This is a genomic window from Pseudomonas sp. NPDC089741, assembly GCF_044748825.1.
GTDB classification, from domain to species: domain Bacteria; phylum Pseudomonadota; class Gammaproteobacteria; order Pseudomonadales; family Pseudomonadaceae; genus Aquipseudomonas; species Aquipseudomonas helmanticensis.
This window is the reverse complement of the sequence record NZ_JBIVGT010000001.1, coordinates 338328-355806: the sequence shown is the minus strand read 5'-3', so window position 1 is coordinate 355806 and position 17479 is coordinate 338328. Positions and strand designations below refer to the sequence as shown.

Here is a 17479-nt window from a genome sequence, read left to right as displayed (position 1 = left end):
GGAAGCCGTTTCAGCAACTTATTGATGCAAAGGTGATTTTTGCGTCTACGCTGAAATTGGATCCTATTTAAAGAGTTGGTTTTCTTTTGATTGTTTGTGATGAGGTGTCCATGAGTCAGGCGTTTCTCCCTTTTTCTCGCCCGAGTATCGGCGAAGAAGAAATTGCAGCCGTAGAGCAAGTATTGCGTTCCGGCTGGATTACCACCGGGCCTAAAAATCAGGCACTCGAAGAACAATTCGCAGACTACGTTGGTTGCCGGCATGCGGTAGCACTTTCCTCGGCAACCGGCGGCATGCACATCGCGCTGCTCGCGCTGGGCATCGGCCCGGGTGACGAAGTCATCACCCCGTCGCAAACCTGGGTCTCGACCGCCAACATGATCTCGCTGCTCGGCGCCAAACCGGTGTTCGTCGACGTCGACCGCGACACCCTGATGACCGACGCTGCGCGTATCGAAGCGGCAATCACTCCACGCACCAAAGCGATCATCCCGGTGCATTACGCCGGTGCCGCATTCGATCTCGATCCGCTGTACGCGCTGGCCGACAAGCACGGCATCGCAGTGATCGAAGACGCCGCCCATGCCGCCGGCACACGCTACAAGGGCCGCCACGTTGGCTCGCAAGGCACGGCGATTTTCTCGTTCCATGCGATCAAGAACATGACCTGTGCCGAAGGCGCGATGTTCGTCACCGACGACGAAGCCCTGGCCAGCCGTGTGCGCATGCTCAAATTCCACGGCCTCGGTGTGGATGCCTACGACCGCCTGACCGGTGGCCGCAAGCCGCAGGCGCAGGTGATGGAACCGGGTTTCAAATACAACCTGGCCGACATCAACGCTGCCATCGCGCTGGTGCAGCTCGAGCGCCTGGATGCAATCAACGCGCGCCGCACCGAGCTGGCCACCGCCTACCGGCAAAAACTCGAAGGCCTGCCGGTGCAACCGCTGGCCCTGCCCGCCTACGCCCAGCAACACGCCTGGCACCTGTTCATCCTGCGCATCGACAGCGAGCGCTGCGGCATGGACCGTGAAGCCTTCATGAAAGGCTTGCAGGACCAGGGCATCGGCACCGGTATCCATTTCATCGCCACCCACCTGCACACCTGGTATCGCCTGCGTGATCCCGACCTGTACCTGCCCAACACCGAATGGAACTCGGCGCGGCTGTGCTCGATTCCGTTGTTCCCCGACATGCGCGATCAAGACCTTGATCGCGTGGTCGGCGCCATCGCCACTCTTATGGACAAACGCCTGTGAAACCCTATCCGATCCGCTGTGTGTCGATCGTCATCCCGGTCTACAACGAACAGGACAGCCTGCCGGAACTGTTGCGCCGCACCGAAGCGGCGTGCCGGATGCTGCGTCACGACTATGAAATCGTCCTCGTCGACGACGGTAGCCGCGACGAATCCGCCAACCTTCTCGAAGAAGCCGCGACCCGCGTCGACAGCCCGTTTGTCGCGGTCATTCTCAACCGCAACTACGGCCAGCACGCGGCAATCATGGCCGGTTTCGAACAGTGCAAGGGCGACGTGGTCATCACCCTCGACGCCGACCTGCAGAACCCGCCGGAAGAAATCCCGCGCCTGGTCGCCGAAGCCGAAAAGGGTTACGACGTGGTCGGCACCGTGCGCGGCAACCGCCAGGATTCGGCGCTGCGCCGCTACCCGTCGAAGCTGATCAACCTCGCCGTGCAACGCTCCACCGGTGTCGCCATGAGCGACTACGGCTGCATGCTCCGTGCTTACCGCCGGACGATCATCGACGCGATGCTCGCCTGCCGCGAACGCAGCACCTTCATCCCGATTCTGGCCAACAGCTTCGCCCGCCACACCACGGAAATCGTCGTCGCCCACGCCGAGCGTGAACACGGCGATTCGAAATACAGCCCGATGCGTTTGATCAACCTGATGTTCGACTTGATCACCTGCATGACCACCACGCCGTTGCGCTTGCTGAGCATCGTCGGCTTTGCCATGGCCGGGCTCGGCTTGTTGTTTGCCGCCGTGCTGATTGTCCTGCGCCTGACGCTCGGCGCCGGCTGGGCGGGCGATGGCTTGTTTGTGCTGTTCGCCGTGTTGTTCGTGTTCACCGGTGGCCAGTTCATCGGCATGGGCCTGCTCGGCGAATACCTCGGGCGCATGTACAGCGACGTGCGTGCCCGACCGCGTTTCTTCATTGAAAAAGTCTTGCGCAGCCACGCCGCCCACCCGGCGCCTGCGGTCACCGTTGACGGTCTTTCTTCCAATTCCACTTCTACTTCCGGTCAGGTTCTCTCATGAGTGCAAAAACTGTTGTCTTCGCTTACCACGACATTGGCTGCGCCGGCATTCAAGCCCTGCTCGACAGCGGCTACGACATCGCTGCCGTGTTCACTCACGCCGATGACCCGAAAGAAACCGCGTTCTATGCCTCGGTTGCGCAACTGTGCGCGCAAAAAGGCATCCCGGTGCACGCCCCGGAAGACGTCAATCACCCACTGTGGATCGAGCGCATTGCCAAGCTCGACCCGGAGTTCATCTTCTCGTTCTACTACCGCAACCTGCTGAGCGAAGCGCTGCTGGCCACTGCCAAAAAAGGCGCGTTCAACCTGCACGGTTCGCTGCTGCCGAGCTACCGTGGTCGCGCCCCGGCCAACTGGGTGCTGGTCAACGGCGAGACCGAAACCGGCGTGACCCTGCACCGCATGGTCAAGCGTGCCGACGCCGGCGCCATCGTCGCCCAGCAACGCGTGGCCATCGAGCGCAGCGACACCGCGCTGAGCCTGCACGGCAAACTGCGCATCGCCGCCTCCGACCTGCTGCGCGATACCCTGCCAGCAATGCTCCAAGGCAAGATCAGCGAAACCGCGCAGGACGAATCGAAAGCCACGGTATTCGGTCGTCGCACTGCCGCCGACGGCAAACTGGTCTGGGCGCAACCGGCCGAGCAACTGTTCAATCTGGTGCGTGCCGTAACCCAACCCTATCCGGGTGCTTTCTGCGCCGTGGGCGAACACAAACTGATCGTCTGGAGCGCTGCAGTCGTCAAAGGCAACGACGGTCAGGCACCGGGCCGCGTGATCAGCGTCGATCCGCTGCGCATTGCCTGCGGTGAAGATTCGCTGGTGGTGCTCTCCGGCCAGCGCAACGACAACGGCCTGTTCCTCAGCGGCCCGCAACTGGCCAACGAGCTGGGTCTGGTCGACGGCTCGCTGCTGCGCGGCGCCGAGTCCGGTCGTGCGCCACGTCGTACCCGTGTGTTGATCCTGGGCGTCAACGGCTTTATCGGCAATCACTTGTCCGAGCGTCTGCTGCGTGATGACCGCTACGAAGTCTATGGCCTGGACATCGGTTCCGACGCCATCGACCGTCTGCGCAGCCATCCGCACTTCCATTACGTGGAAGGCGACATCAGCATTCACTCCGAGTGGATCGAGTACCACATCAAGAAGTGCGACGTGGTCCTGCCGCTGGTGGCCATCGCCACGCCGATCGAATACACCCGTAACCCGCTGCGCGTGTTCGAACTCGACTTCGAAGAAAACCTCAAACTGGTGCGCTACTGCGTCAAGTACAACAAGCGCGTGATCTTCCCGTCGACCTCGGAAGTCTACGGCATGTGCCAGGACAAGCATTTCGACGAAGACTCGTCCAACCTGGTGGTTGGCCCGATCAACAAGCAGCGCTGGATCTACTCCGTCTCCAAGCAACTGCTCGACCGGGTGATCTGGGCGTACGGCGCCAAAGGCCTGAATTTCACCCTGTTCCGTCCTTTCAACTGGATGGGCCCGCGTCTCGATCGCCTGGACTCGGCACGTATCGGCAGCTCCCGCGCCATCACCCAGTTGATCCTCAACCTGGTCGAGGGCACGCCGATCCGTCTGTTCGACGGCGGCGAGCAGAAACGCTGCTTCACCGATATCGCTGACGGCGTCGAGGCACTGGCGCGGATCATCGATAACGACAACGACGTCTGCAACGGCCAGATCATCAACATCGGCAACCCGGACAACGAAGCCAGCATCCGTCAGTTGGGCGAAGAGCTGCTGCGCCAGTTCGAAGCGCATCCGCTGCGCAGCAACTTCCCGCCGTTCGCCGGTTTCCGCGACGTCGAAAGCAAGGCGTTCTACGGCGCCGGTTATCAGGACGTCGAGCACCGCAAGCCAAGCATCGCCAACGCCAAGCGCCTGCTCGACTGGACGCCAACCGTGGAAATGCGCGAGACCATCGGCAACACGCTGGATTTCTTCTTGCGCGAGGCCATGCTCGAAATCGCGGACAAGCGCTGATGCAAGCAGGACTTCGTATCGATGTCGACACCTTTCGCGGCACCCGTGAAGGTGTGCCGCGTTTGCTGGAGATGCTCGACGAGGCGCAGATCAAGGCGACGTTTTTCTTCAGTGTCGGCCCCGACAACATGGGCCGGCATCTGTGGCGCCTGATCCGCCCGCAGTTCTTCTGGAAGATGCTTCGTTCCAACGCGGCCGGCCTGTATGGCTGGGACATTCTGCTGGCCGGGACTGCCTGGCCGGGCAAACCGATTGGCCGTGACCTAGGGCACCTGATGCGTCAGGCCCGCGATGCCGGTCATGAAGTCGGTTTGCACGCCTGGGATCACCACGGCTGGCAAGCCAATGCCGGGCGCTGGAGCAACGAACAGCTGATCGAGCAGATCCGCCAGGGCGTCGACACCTTGAGCGACATTCTCGGCGAGAAGATCACCTGTTCAGCCGCCGCCGGCTGGCGCGCGGACGAGCGCGTGATCGAAGCCAAGCAGGCTTTCGGCTTTCGCTACAACAGCGATTGCCGGGGGCAGCGCCTGTTTCGTCCATTGCTCGCCGATGGCACACCGGGGACGCCGCAGATCCCGGTGGACCTGCCGACCTTCGATGAAGTGGTCGGCCCGATCGTCGCAGCGCGGGATTTCAACGGTTTCATCCTTGATCACTTTCGCCCGCAACAGCTCAACGTCTACACCATTCATGCCGAGGTAGAAGGGATTCTGATGGCTGAGGATTTTCGTCAATTGCTGGCCGATGCGCGCCTGCGCAACATCGACTTCGCACCGCTGGGCGACTTGTTGCCTGAATTCTTCAACACCTTGCCCGTGGGTCGCGTACAACGCGGCGCCCTCGACGGCCGTGAAGGCTGGCTGGGAGTGCAAGGCGCATGACTAAACGCTGGGCATTGCCGCTCTTGTTATTGGGAATCTGCCTGCTGGCTTATCTGCTGCCGTTGGGCAGTCATGGTTTGTGGATTCCCGATGAAACTCGCTACGCGCAGATCAGCCAGGACATGCTGCTGAGCGGTAACTGGGTGTCGCCGCATTTCATGAGCCTGCGCTATTTCGAGAAGCCGATTGCCGGCTACTGGATGATTGCGCTGGGTCAGGAATTGTTCGGGCAGAACCTGTTCGGCGTGCGCTTTGCCTCGGCACTGAGCACCGGGTTGAGCGTGTTGCTGTGCTACCTGGTGGCCCGGCGTTTGTGGAATCAGCCGCGCAAAAGCTTTGCCTGCGCCCTGCTCTACATGAGCTTCACGATTGTTGCCGGTCAGGCTGGTTACGCCAACCTGGATCCGCAATTCACCTTTTGGGTCAACCTGAGTCTGGTGGCGCTGTGGTTTGCCGTCGACAGTCACGCCAGCGGCAAGCGCATGGCCGCGTGGGCGCTGCTCGGGCTGGCGTGCGGCATGGGTTTCATGACCAAGGGTTTTCTCGCCTGGCTGCTGCCGGTGCTGATCGCCCTGCCGTGGATGCTCTGGCAAAAGCGCTGGCGTGAACTGCTGACATACGGCCCGGTGGCGATTGCCGTGGCGATCATTGTCAGCCTGCCGTGGGTGCTGTCGGTGCATGCGCAGGAAGCGGACTACTGGCGGTTCTTCTTCTGGCACGAGCACATTCGCCGCTTCGCCGGTGACGATGCCCAACACGACGCGCCGTGGTGGTTTTACCTGCCGCTGCTGGTGGCGTTCAGTCTGCCGTGGGTCGGTTTGCTGCCGACCGCTTTCAAGCAGGCCTGGCAAAGCCGTGCTCAACCGAAAGTGCTGTTCCTGTTGCTGTGGCTGCTGATGCCACTGGCGTTTTTCAGCCTGAGCAACGGCAAGCTGCCGACTTACATCCTCCCGTGCCTGCTGCCGATGGCGTTGCTGCTGGGTAACGCGCTGGCCGACCGCCTGCACCTGGAACAAGGCCGGGCACTGAGCGTCAACGGTCTGCTCAACCTGGCGCTGGGCATCGTCACGCTGATCGCGTTGGTGTACCTGCAATTGACCAAACCGGTGTATGACCATGAGCTGCACAGCATGGTGCTGGTGTTCATTGCCCTGATCGGCTGGATCATCGCCAACCTGCTGCAAGCCTTACTGCCCCTGCAATGCTGGGCCGCCCCGGCGTTCGGCAGTCTGCTGCTGATTGCCGTGCTACCGGCGGCGCTGCCGAAATCGGTGGTCGCCAACAAGATGCCTGATCAGTTCATCAAGCATCACATCACCGAACTGGCGCAGACCGAACACCTGTTGAGCAACGATCTCGGCGCTGCCGCCGCCCTGGCCTGGCGGGTCAAACGCCCGCAAGTGGCGTTGTACAACACGATAGGCGAATTGAAATATGGCCTTGCCTATCCTGACGGCATTCAGCAACGGGTCGATCCCGATCAAGTGCAACAGTGGATGCGCGAGGCGCGCCGCAGCGGTTCGGTCGGCGTGGTGATGCGCGTCAAGGGGCAGGACGAACTGGACGAAATCGACCGACTGCCAAAGGACGGCATCCGTTATGAGCAGGGCAACCTGGTGATCATGATTCTGCCCAAGGAGGCGTCATGAGCCTGTTGCTGCTGTTGGCCGCGTGCCTGCTGACCTGTCTCGGCCAGGTTGCACAAAAATACGCCGTGGAAAGTTGGCGCGGCGTCGAGTCGGGCTGGGCCGACAAACTGCGTTCGCCATGGTTATGGCTGGCGCTGCTCGCTCTCGGCTCCGGTCTGCTGGTCTGGCTGCTGGTGTTGCAGCGCCTCGAAGTCGGCATCGCCTACCCGATGCTCAGCCTCAATTTCGTCCTGATCACGCTGATCGCCCGCTTCGTCTTCCGCGAACCCATCGATCGCCAGCATTGGCTCGGCGTGGCGTTGGTGATCGGCGGCGTGGTGTTGTTGGGGCAACAATCATGAATCAGCGTCGTGGCATCACCTTCGCTTTGGGCAGCGTGTTGTTGGTCAGTGCTGCGCAACTGGGCATGCGCTGGAGCATGACGCGCCTGCCCGCGCCGGAACAATGGCTGGCCATCGACAGCCTCGATCTGCGCGCCTTGGCCGTGGTGGTTGCGGCGATTTTCGCCTACGCCCTGTCAATGCTCTGCTGGCTCGCCGCCCTGCGCGACCTGCCGTTGGGCCGCGCCTATTCACTGCTGAGCATCAGCTACGCGCTGGTGTACCTGTTGGCGGCCAGTCTGCCGCTGTTCAACGAATCCTTCAGTTTCACTAAATCACTGGGCGTGGCGCTGGTCATGCTCGGGGTCATCACCATTAACACTCGTCCGGCTCGTGCGCCCGAATTCAGGAGTGCTCCATGAAAATCACAGTATTTGGCAGCGGTTACGTCGGTCTGGTGCAAGCGGCCGTATTGGCCGAGGTCGGTCATGACGTCGTGTGCATGGACGTCGACCAGAAGAAGGTCGACCTGTTGCGCCAGGGTCACGTCAGCATCTTCGAACCGGGGCTGGCCAGCCTGGTGCGCGAAGGCCTCGATTCGAAACGTCTGTTGTTTACCACCGATGAAAAACTCGCCGTGCAGCACGGTCGCGTGGCCTTTATTGCAGTGGGGACGCCATCGCGTGAAGACGGCTCGGCAGATTTGCGCTACGTGCTGTCGGTCGGTGATGCCATCGCTCGCCATCGTGAGCAGCCGCTGATTCTGGTGGAGAAATCCACCGTGCCGGTCGGCACCGGCGATACCTTGCGCACGCACATCGAAAAAGCCCTGATCAAGGTCGGTCGCTTGCTGCAGTTCGACATCGTCTCCAACCCGGAATTTCTCAAGGAAGGTTCGGCGGTTGCCGACTGCCGGCGTCCGGACCGCATCGTCATTGGCTGCGAAGGTGACGAGGTGCGCGACGTGATGCGTGATCTGTATTCGCCGTTCAACCGCAACCACGACCGCATCATGTTCATGGACCTGCGCAGCGCCGAGCTGACCAAGTACGCCGCCAACTGCATGCTGGCGACCAAGATCAGCTTCATCAACCAGATCGCCGAGCTGGCCGAACACCTCGGCGCCGATATCGAATCGGTGCGTCAGGGCATCGGTGCCGACACGCGCATCGGTTATCACTTCATCTATCCGGGCTGTGGTTACGGCGGCTCGTGCTTCCCGAAAGACATGCGTGCACTGATTCACAGTGCCGAAGAAGCGCATTGCTCCAGCGACTTGCTGCAAGCGGTCGAGGCGATCAATCAGCGGCAGAAACACAAGCTGTTCGAGCGTATCAACGCGTTCTACAAAGGCGATCTGCGCGGCAAGACCTTCGCCCTCTGGGGCCTGGCGTTCAAGCCAAACACCGATGACATGCGCGACGCGCCAAGCCGCGTCCTGCTGGAAGAGTTGTGGGCCGCCGGCGCTAGCGTGCGCGCGTTCGACCCGGAGGCCATGCAGGAAACGCAAAACCTCTACCCGGACGAATCGAAACTGATGCTGATGGGCACCCCGGAATCGGTACTGCCCGGCGCCGACGCATTGATCATCTGCACCGAATGGCAGCAGTTCAAGGCACCGGATTTCGAGCTGATCAAGCAACGCCTGAATACCCCGGTAATCTTCGACGGTCGTAACCTCTACGACGCCGAGCGCCTGGCGCGTAACGGCTTCCATTACTTCCCGATGGGCCGTGGCGAATCGCGCAAGCTGCCGATTCCGCTGCAACAATGGCCGCATGCGTCCGACGTCGCTTGATCACCTTGTCGCCTGACATTCGCCGGCAGTCGCTGATCCTCGGGCTGCTGGCGTTTTTATTGTTCATGGCCGGGGTCTACGGGCAGGCTCCGATCGGTTTCGATTCGCGCTTTGTGTTGTTCGCGCAAGAAATGCTGCGTCATGGACCGACCTGGTTTCCGACAACGTATGGCCAGCCGTACGCTGACTATTCAGCGCTGTCGACGGTATTCATCTGGCTGCTGTCGTCGCCCTTCGGCACGGTCAACGCCTTTGTCGCGTGGGCGCCGAGCGCAATTGCCGGCGCGGCAATCGTGACGTTGATGTATCGGCTGTTGGCACCCTATTCGCGGCGCTGGGCGCTGATCAGCATTGCGCTGTTGTTGCTCACCAGCACTTTTGTCACTGAAGTGCGCGCGGTGTCGCAGGACTTGATGCTCGCCGCAGTGGCACTTGCGGTGTTTTATCTGGGTTATGCCCATGAGCATTTTGCCGGCGGGCGGCGCTGGCCGTTGATTTTCGCTTTGCTGTTGCTGGGTTTCGGTGTTCGCGGGCCGATCGGCCTGGTGGTGCCGACCGGCATGCTGTGCAGTTACTACCTGCTCAACCGAGAGTGGTCACGGTTGCTGGTGTTTGGTGTGCTCGCCTCGGTGTTGCTGGCCGCCTGTATTGGCCTGTTGTTGTGGCTGGCGCAGGTCAGCGGCGGGCCGGCATTCGTGCAGGACGTGATCCGCATGCAGTTCATGGGACGCATGGACGGCAGCGAAGGCGTCAGCGGTTCGCTGTATTACTTCACCAGCTCGCTGGGCAACTATGCGCTGGCGTACCCGCTGGCATTGCTCGCGTTGGCGGCGACCTGGCTGAGCAAACCACAGCAGCGCGGCCCGGCATTGCGCCTGGTGCAGTATTGCGCGGCGGCCGGCTTGATCGTGATGCTCGGCTTGTCGATTCCGCAGGCGAAAAAGGCGCGCTATCTGCTGCCGATGTTGCCCATGGCGGCGATCATCGCGGCGTATCCGTTTCAGGTGATGCATGGGCGGGTGTTCCGCTGGTTGCGCGGTTTGCTCCTGGGTCTGTGGCTGCTGACGCCGGGATTGTTGCTGGTCACGCTGCTGATTGCGCGGCGCAGGTTTCCCGAGCAATTGAGTGAGATCACCTTGGTTGCGATCGCGCTGGGTGTGTTGCAACTGGCGGCACTCTCGCGTCTGTTGATCCCGCGCTGGCGTGCAGAAGTGCTCGCGCTGTGTGCCGTGTTGGCAGTGTGGACGGTGTATGCGGCCGTGTTCGAACCGGTGGAACGGCGGCTGTATGACACGCAGGCGTTCAGTCGCGCAGTGTTCGCGCAGGTAGAGCAGGCACCGGCGCCGCTGGTACTGCACGGCATGGGCAAAGACGCCAAGGCGATCAAGTTCATGGTCAATCTTGAGCAGGACCTGCAACCGCAGTTCACTGAATCGGTGCAACAACTGGAAGCGCTCAAGGCGCCGGCGTGGCTGATGATGGATCGCGGCGATTTGCAATCGCTCAAGGGCACGCCGCTGGAACAGCTGCAACCGGTGCTCAGCGGCCGTTTCGACAAAAACGATTACGTCCTCCTGCACCTGAAACCCTTGTAGACGCTGCCGAAGACTGCGATCTTTTGATCCTTAATCGTTCCCACGCTCGGCGTGGGAATGCAGCCGGGGGACGCTTCGGGTCCCGAAATCAAAAGATCGCAGCCTGCGGCAGCTCCGACATGAATATGCTCATTCGTCTTGCACGGCCCGCTGACGCGGTTGCCCTCCCCGCCATCGAACGTTCGGCTGCCGAACTGTTTCGTCGTGATCCCTCACTGGCCTGGCTGGCTGACGCCGAGGTGCCGGATGTCGCGCAGCACTTATTGGCGATCCAGCACAAACACGTGTGGGTGGCTGAAAACACCGAGGGGCAACTGGCCGGGTTTCTTCGCGCGGTGCAAATCGATGGACAATTGCATATTGAAGAACTGTCCGTCAGTCAGGGCTTTCAGGGCCAGGGCATCGGTCGTGCACTGGTGACGGCAGCCATTGAGAAGGCCCGCCAGCAACAATTGCAGGCAGTGACATTGACCACGTTTCGCGACCTGCCGTGGAATGCGCCGTTCTATCAACGCATGGGTTTTATCGAGTTGCCGCCCGCACACACCTTTGGCCATCTACAGGACGCACTACAGTCTGAAATCGCCCACCACTTTCCCGCAGAACGCCGCTGCGCCATGCACCTGCCCACCAATCCCCTTTAGGCGCTGCCGCAGGCTGTGATCTTTTGACTGATCGTTCCCACGCTCGGCGTGGGAATGCTGCCGGGGGACGCTCCGCGTTCCGAAATCAAAAGATCGCAGCCTGCAGCAGCGCCAACCGGATTGTGTTTGACCGGGAATGGCTGCGCGGTGAGGATGGCGTACGCCCGCCAGGCATTTTCAAATAAGGACATTGACCCTTCGTGGCCACCTACTCACGCTTCATCCGCCGGTTGATGATCAGCTCGCTGACCGTCGTCGTCAGCCGCGCCCTGATCGGCCCGCTGCTGACCCTGTTCCTCAGCAACAAACTCGACCTAAACCCGCAAGACGTCGGCCTGCTGCTGGGCATCGCGGTCTTCAGCGCCACGCTGTTGTCGCTGTACGGCGGCTACATCATCGATCGGCTGGACAAGCGCCAGTTGCTGATCCTGACCATGCTCTCCAGCGGTATCGGCCTGATCCTGCTGACCTTCGCGCAAAACCTGTACCTGGTGACGCTGGTGCTGATCATCAGCGAAACCGCCTCGGCGCTGTTCATGATCTGCTCCAAGGCGATCCTCAGTGAAAACCTGCCGGTCGGCCAACGGGTCAAGGCGTTTTCGCTGAACTACACGCTGACCAATATCGGCTATGCCGTCGGCCCGATGATCGGCGTGGTGATTGCCGGTATCCAGCCGTCAGCGCCGTTTATCGTCGCCGGGGCGATTGCCATTGGCAGCATTTTTCTCCTGCTCGGGGCCGGCAAAGACGCCAAGCCGATTGCGCCGCCTGGTCAGCCGCAAAGCTTTCTGAAGACCCTGGTCATCCTCAAGAATGACCGCACGATGATCCTGTTTACCCTCGGTTGCCTGCTCAGCACGCTGGTGCACGGACGCTTCACCCTGTACCTGTCGCAATACCTGCTGGTGACCCACACCCAGCAACAGACGCTCGACACCATGGCCGCCCTGCTCGCCTGCAATGCGATCACGGTGATCCTGTTGCAATACCAGATCGGCCGTTTCCTCACGCGCGAACATCTGCGCCACTGGATTGCCGGCGGCACCGCGCTGTTCATCGGCGGGCTGATCGGTTTCAGCGTCGCCGACAGCCTGGTTGGCTGGTGCGTGGCGATGTTCATTTTCACCTTGGGCGAGATGATCATTTACCCGGCAGACTTTCTGTTTGTCGACACGCTGGCCCCGGAGGAACTGCGCGGCAGCTACTACGGCGCGCAGAATCTGGCAGCACTGGGTGGCGCGGTGAGCCCGGTGATGTGCGGCTTTCTGTTGATGCACACACCGGCACCGAGCATGTTCTATGCCTTGAGCGCATTGGCGGCATTGGGCGGGTATTTGTGCTTCGTCAGTTGCCGAAGAGCCGCCTCAATGCAAAAATAATGCACTGAAGCTGCATTAATATGAATTTGTCAGCATCGAGATAGATCGGCAAACTGTGCGTGTTCCTCCCCCAATGTTGGAACACTTCGAGGGCTTTCCGGATTGCCGGACAAGTCCTTTTTTTTGCCCCGAATTTGTTGCAAGGACTGGATTCACATGCTCGCACGCTGGTTGCCCGCCGCCATCAATACCCGCCCCTCCGAATGGAGCCGCGCCGCCATCGGCATGGCGTTGGGCACGCTGTTCAGCGTGTGGTTCTGCGCGCAGGTGTTCGGGCATGAAGTCGCCTATCACCTGATCGGTCCGCTGGGCGCCTCGGCGGTGTTGCTGTTTGCCGTGTCGTCTGGCGCCCTCGCCCAGCCGTGGTCGATTCTCGGCGGTTATTTGTCTGCCGGTGTCGTCGCCTTGCTCGTGGCCCACGTACTCGGCCGAACCTTGGGCAGCGCTTGCCTGGCGGCGGGCATGGCGCTGATCCTGATGTGCTGGCTGCGTTGCCTGCACCCACCCGCTGGCGCGTTGGCACTGACGCTGGTGCTGGCCGACCCCGCGACCATCGCCCTCGACTGGAAAGCCATGGCACCGGTGATGCTCGGCGCCGCGTGCATGCTGCTCAGTGCCCTCGCCTACAACAACCTGACGCGCATCCGTTACCCGAAACGCCCGGCCGAACCGGCGCCGCTGGTGGCGCCCGTCGACACTCAGGCGATCACCGCCGAAGACCTCAAACTCGCCTTGGCGGACATGCAAGCCTTCATCGACATCACCCCCGAAGACCTCGAACAACTGATCCACGCCAGCGAACTGCACGCCAAACGCCGCAGCATTACCGCCACCTTCACCTGACCCCTTATGCAGGAGCTGCCGCAGGCTGCGATCTTGATCTTGCTTTTGATTTCTAAAAATCAAAGTCAAAAGATCGCAGCCTGCGGCAGCTCCTACATGAGTCCGCGTGTATTTTTGGGTAAGGTAAAAACGCAGACAGGCCCTGCAGATATCCCCGTTGTACAAGGCAAATTTGCACTGTTACGATCCGGTAACGCTCGCGCGCGAGCTTCTCGAATAAAGACAATAAAAGCAGGGAGTTACTGATGACAGCTCAGGCTTCATCCCCGCGGACACCGTCCATGGATGCCATGCAAAACGAAGTGCTGGCCGAGGTTCGCAATCACATCGGTCACCTGACCCTTAACCGCCCCGCCGGTCTCAATGCCATAACCCTCGACATGGTGCGCCTGCTGCAACAGCAGCTCGATGCCTGGGCGACTGACGCCGATGTGCAGGCCGTGGTGCTGCGCGGTGCCGGTGAAAAAGCCTTCTGCGCCGGTGGCGATATTCGTTCCCTGTACGACAGCTTCAAAAGCGGCGACACGCTGCACGAAGATTTCTTCGTTGAGGAATATGCCCTCGACCTGACGATTCATCACTACCGCAAACCAGTGCTGGCGCTGATGGACGGTTTCGTCCTCGGCGGCGGTATGGGCTTGGTGCAAGGCGCGGATCTGCGCGTGGTTACCGAAAAGAGCCGTCTGGCGATGCCGGAAGTGGCCATCGGTTACTTCCCGGATGTCGGTGGCAGCTATTTCCTGCCACGGATCCCCGGCGAACTGGGGATTTACCTGGGCGTCAGCGGCGTGCAGATCCGCGCGGCGGACGCGCTGTATTGCGGGCTGGCCGACTGGTATCTGGACAGCAGCAAACTGGCGCTGCTCGATGAAAAACTCGACACGATGGAATGGCAGGACACGCCGCTCAAGACCTTGCAGAACCTGTTGGCCAAACACGCCGTGCAAACCCTGCCCGATGCGCCGCTTGAAGCGTTGCGCCCGGCCATCGACCACTTCTTCGCCCTGCCCGACGTACCGAGCATGGTCGAGCAATTGCGCGCGGTGACCGTTGCCGACAGCCATGAGTGGGCAACCACCACCGCTGATTTGCTGGAAACCCGTTCGCCGCTGGCCATGGCCGTGACCCTGGAAATGCTCCGTCGCGGCCGGCACCTGAGCCTGGAACATTGCTTCGCGCTGGAACTGCATCTGGATCGCCAGTGGTTCGCGCGCGGTGACCTGATCGAAGGCGTGCGCGCCCTGCTGATCGACAAAGACAAGACACCTCGCTGGAACCCGCCGACCCTCGCCGCGCTGGACGCTGCGCATGTCGCGAGTTTCTTCCACGGTTTTGCAGAGAGCGGGAGCTGAGCCATGCACGATCTCGAACTGACTGAAGAACAAGTGATGATCCGCGACATGGCCCGGGACTTTGCCCGAGGCGAAATCGCGCCCCATGCGCAGGCCTGGGAAAAGGCTGGCTGGATCGACGACGCGCTGGTCGCGAAGATGGGCGAGCTGGGTTTGCTCGGCATGGTCGTGCCCGAGGAATGGGGCGGTACCTACGTCGACTACGTGGCCTATGCCTTGGCGGTCGAGGAGATCTCCGCTGGCGACGGCGCGACTGGCGCGTTCATGAGTATTCACAACTCGGTCGGCTGCGGCCCGGTACTCAATTACGGCAGCGAAGCGCAGAAACAGACCTGGCTGGCAGATCTCGCCAGCGGCCAAGCCATCGGTTGCTTCTGCCTGACCGAACCGCAGGCCGGCTCCGAAGCGCACAACCTGCGCACCCGCGCCGAACTGCGCGATGGCCAATGGGTGATCAACGGCGCCAAGCAATTCGTCAGCAACGGCAAACGGGCGAAACTGGCGATCGTGTTTGCCGTGACCGATCCGGATCTCGGCAAGAAAGGCCTTTCGGCGTTTCTGGTGCCAACCGATACCGCCGGTTTTATCGTTGATCGTACCGAACACAAGATGGGTATTCGTGCGTCGGACACCTGCGCGGTGACGTTGAACAATTGCAGCATTCCCGAAGCCAATCTGCTTGGCGAGCGCGGCAAAGGTCTGGCGATTGCCTTGTCCAATCTCGAGGGCGGACGCATCGGCATCGCCGCGCAAGCATTGGGCATTGCCCGTGCGGCGTTTGAAGCGGCGCTGGCTTATTCGCGCGACCGTATTCAGTTCGGCAAACCGATCAACGAACACCAGAGCATCGCCAACCTGTTGGCCGATATGCACATGCAGATCAACGCGGCGCGCTTGATGATCCTGCATGCGGCGCGGCTGCGTTCGGCGGGTAAACCGTGTTTATCAGAGGCTTCGCAGGCCAAGTTGTTTGCGTCGGAAATGGCCGAGAAGGTCTGCTCATCGGCGATCCAGATTCATGGCGGCTATGGCTATCTGGAAGATTATCCGGTCGAGAAGTATTACCGCGATGCGCGGATTACCCAGATCTATGAAGGCTCGAGCGAGATTCAGCGGATGGTGATTGCCCGCGACTTGAAGAACTACCAGATGTAATGGTGTTGGCCCCTTTCCCTCACCCCAGCCCTCTCCCAGAGGGAGAGGGGGCCGACCGAGGTGTCTGGCGTCATACATCGACCTGAAAGACCGGGTCGATTATGGATTCGCTATATCAGGTTCAGGTCGGCGTATCTGCGAAGCATTCCCCAATCAGCCCCTCTCCCACCGGAGGTGGTTGACCGAGGTGTCTGGCGTTATACATCGACCTGAAAGACCGAGTCGATTATCGATTGGATAAACCAGGTCGATCAGGGATTCAGTACAGCTCTTTCAGGTCGGCGCAGATCATCAATATCCCCCAGTCAGTCCCCTCTCCCTCAGGGAGAGGGAGCCGACCGTGATGTCTGGCGTCATACATCGATCTGAAAGACCGGGTCGATTATCGATTGGATAAACCAGGTCGATCAGGGATTCAGTAAAGCTCTTTCAGGTCGGCGCAGATCATCAATATCCCCCAGTCAGTCCCCTCTCCCTCAGGGAGAGGGAGCCGACCGTGATGCCTGGCGTCATACATCGACCTGAAAGACCGAGTCGATTATGGATTCGCTATATCAGGTTCAGGTCGGCGTATCTGCGAAGCATTCCCCAATCAGCCCCTCTCCCACCGGAGGGGTTGACCGAGGTGTCTGGCGTCATACATCGACCTGAAAGACCGAGTCGATTATCGATTGGATAAACCAGGTCGATCAGGGATTCAGTACAGCTCTTTCAGGTCGGCGCAGATCATCAATATCCCCCAATCAGTCCCCTCTCCCTCCGGGAGAGGGTTAGGGTGAGGGGCTTTTCGCTCTAGACGCCTTACTTGCCTTGGAACACAGCCTCACGCTTGGCAATAAACGCCGCCATCCCCTCCTTCTGGTCCTGGGTGGCAAACGCCGCATGGAATACCCGGCGCTCAAAACGCACGCCTTCCGTAAGGTTCACTTCGAAGGCACGATTGACGCTTTCCTTGACCATCATCGCAATCGGCAACGATTTGCTGGCAATCACTGCTGCTACTTTCAGCGCTTCATCGAGCAGCTCATCACTCGGCACAATGCGCGCGACAATCCCGCAACGTTCAGCCTCAACTGCATCGATCAAACGCCCGCTCAGGCACATTTCCATGGCCTTGGCCTTGCCCACCGCGCGGGTCAGACGCTGGGTGCCGCCCATGCCCGGCAACACGCCGAGATTGATTTCCGGTTGACCGAATCTGGCATTGTCGCCGGCCAGAATGAAGTCGCACATCAGCGCCAGTTCACAGCCACCGCCGAGGGCGAAACCGTTGACCGCAGCGATGATCGGCTTGCGCCGGTTGGCAACGCGATCGCTGTCGCTGAACAGGTCATCCATGTAGATCTGCGGATAGGTCAGCTCGGCCATTTCCTTGATATCGGCGCCGGCGGCGAAGGCTTTTTTCGATCCGGTGATGACGATGCAGCCGATGTTGGCGTCCGCTTCCAGCGCATCGAGCGCCTGGTTCACTTCGCTGACCAGTTGCGCGTTCAGGGCGTTCAGCGCCTGTGGGCGGTTCAGGGTAATCAGGCCAACACGACCATGGTTTTCCAGCAGAATCGTTTCATAACTCATACATAACTCCTCA

At 60.7% G+C, this 17479-nt stretch carries 16 protein-coding genes; 14 read left to right on the top strand and 2 right to left on the bottom strand.

Features of this window, described 5'->3' with window-relative positions; all coding sequences use genetic code 11:
* The first annotated feature begins 110 nt into the window (after positions 1-110).
* The 10 genes from arnB (at position 111) to ACIPZE_RS01590 (ending at position 11162) form a co-directional block, all read left to right on the top strand.
* A complete protein-coding gene (gene arnB, locus ACIPZE_RS01635; protein WP_400770778.1) occupies positions 111-1259 on the top strand; it encodes a UDP-4-amino-4-deoxy-L-arabinose aminotransferase in 1149 nt (382 codons plus the stop codon).
* Positions 1256-2284, top strand: a complete 1029-nt coding sequence (gene arnC / locus ACIPZE_RS01630) for an undecaprenyl-phosphate 4-deoxy-4-formamido-L-arabinose transferase (protein WP_400770775.1) — start codon at positions 1256-1258, stop codon at positions 2282-2284. The genes arnB and arnC overlap by 4 nt, the downstream gene beginning before the upstream one ends.
* A complete protein-coding gene (gene arnA, locus ACIPZE_RS01625) occupies positions 2281-4272 on the top strand; it encodes a bifunctional UDP-4-amino-4-deoxy-L-arabinose formyltransferase/UDP-glucuronic acid oxidase ArnA (RefSeq protein ID WP_400770773.1) in 1992 nt (663 codons plus the stop codon). The genes arnC and arnA overlap by 4 nt, the downstream gene beginning before the upstream one ends.
* A complete protein-coding gene (gene arnD, locus ACIPZE_RS01620) occupies positions 4272-5156 on the top strand; it encodes a 4-deoxy-4-formamido-L-arabinose-phosphoundecaprenol deformylase (protein ID WP_400770770.1) in 885 nt (294 codons plus the stop codon). The genes arnA and arnD overlap by 1 nt, the downstream gene beginning before the upstream one ends.
* Positions 5153-6805, top strand: coding sequence for a lipid IV(A) 4-amino-4-deoxy-L-arabinosyltransferase (arnT, locus tag ACIPZE_RS01615; protein WP_400770768.1), 1653 nt, complete (start codon positions 5153-5155; stop codon positions 6803-6805). Before arnD ends, arnT begins: the two co-directional genes overlap by 4 nt.
* Positions 6802-7146 (top strand): 4-amino-4-deoxy-L-arabinose-phosphoundecaprenol flippase subunit ArnE, encoded by a 345-nt coding sequence (arnE, locus tag ACIPZE_RS01610; RefSeq protein WP_123594538.1) that lies wholly within the window; start codon positions 6802-6804, stop codon positions 7144-7146. The genes arnT and arnE overlap by 4 nt, the downstream gene beginning before the upstream one ends.
* Entirely contained in the window at positions 7143-7547 is a 405-nt protein-coding gene (arnF, locus tag ACIPZE_RS01605; RefSeq protein ID WP_129393904.1) for a 4-amino-4-deoxy-L-arabinose-phosphoundecaprenol flippase subunit ArnF, read from the top strand. The genes arnE and arnF overlap by 4 nt, the downstream gene beginning before the upstream one ends.
* On the top strand, positions 7544-8923 hold the full coding sequence (locus ACIPZE_RS01600; protein ID WP_129393906.1) for a UDP-glucose/GDP-mannose dehydrogenase family protein: 1380 nt from the start codon (positions 7544-7546) through the stop codon (positions 8921-8923). Before arnF ends, ACIPZE_RS01600 begins: the two co-directional genes overlap by 4 nt.
* On the top strand, positions 8896-10518 hold the full coding sequence (locus ACIPZE_RS01595; protein WP_400770764.1) for an ArnT family glycosyltransferase: 1623 nt from the start codon (positions 8896-8898) through the stop codon (positions 10516-10518). The genes ACIPZE_RS01600 and ACIPZE_RS01595 overlap by 28 nt, the downstream gene beginning before the upstream one ends.
* A gap of 119 nt (positions 10519-10637) precedes the next feature.
* Positions 10638-11162, top strand: a complete 525-nt coding sequence (locus tag ACIPZE_RS01590) for a GNAT family N-acetyltransferase (RefSeq protein WP_283436435.1) — start codon at positions 10638-10640, stop codon at positions 11160-11162.
* Here the strand turns inward: ACIPZE_RS01590 and ACIPZE_RS01585 are convergent.
* The gene (locus ACIPZE_RS01585; protein WP_283436434.1) at positions 11159-11353 is read right to left on the bottom strand and encodes a hypothetical protein; all 195 of its coding nucleotides are present in this window, start codon (positions 11351-11353) and stop codon (positions 11159-11161) included. The two genes, ACIPZE_RS01590 and ACIPZE_RS01585, sit on opposite strands and share 4 nt — an antisense overlap.
* Before the next feature lie 9 nt (positions 11354-11362).
* Between ACIPZE_RS01585 and ACIPZE_RS01580 the strand changes: the two genes are divergently transcribed.
* The 4 genes from ACIPZE_RS01580 to ACIPZE_RS01565 all read left to right on the top strand — a co-directional run bounded on the left by ACIPZE_RS01580 (position 11363) and on the right by ACIPZE_RS01565 (position 15891).
* Positions 11363-12541: an MFS transporter gene (locus ACIPZE_RS01580; RefSeq protein WP_283436433.1), complete on the top strand. Its 1179-nt coding sequence runs from the start codon at positions 11363-11365 to the stop codon at positions 12539-12541.
* Between the two features lie 156 nt (positions 12542-12697).
* The gene (locus ACIPZE_RS01575) at positions 12698-13384 is read left to right on the top strand and encodes an HPP family protein (protein WP_283436432.1); all 687 of its coding nucleotides are present in this window, start codon (positions 12698-12700) and stop codon (positions 13382-13384) included.
* A 245-nt stretch (positions 13385-13629) separates the two neighbouring features.
* Complete coding sequence (locus tag ACIPZE_RS01570; RefSeq protein ID WP_283436431.1) at positions 13630-14736, top strand: enoyl-CoA hydratase/isomerase family protein; 1107 nt, start codon at positions 13630-13632, stop codon at positions 14734-14736.
* Between the two features lie 3 nt (positions 14737-14739).
* Positions 14740-15891, top strand: coding sequence for an acyl-CoA dehydrogenase family protein (locus ACIPZE_RS01565; protein ID WP_283436430.1), 1152 nt, complete (start codon positions 14740-14742; stop codon positions 15889-15891).
* An 801-nt stretch (positions 15892-16692) separates the two neighbouring features.
* On the opposite strand, the gene ACIPZE_RS01560 is transcribed toward ACIPZE_RS01565, so the two are convergent.
* Complete coding sequence (locus ACIPZE_RS01560) at positions 16693-17466, bottom strand: enoyl-CoA hydratase (RefSeq protein WP_283436429.1); 774 nt, start codon at positions 17464-17466, stop codon at positions 16693-16695.
* Between the last annotated feature and the right edge of the window lie 13 nt (positions 17467-17479).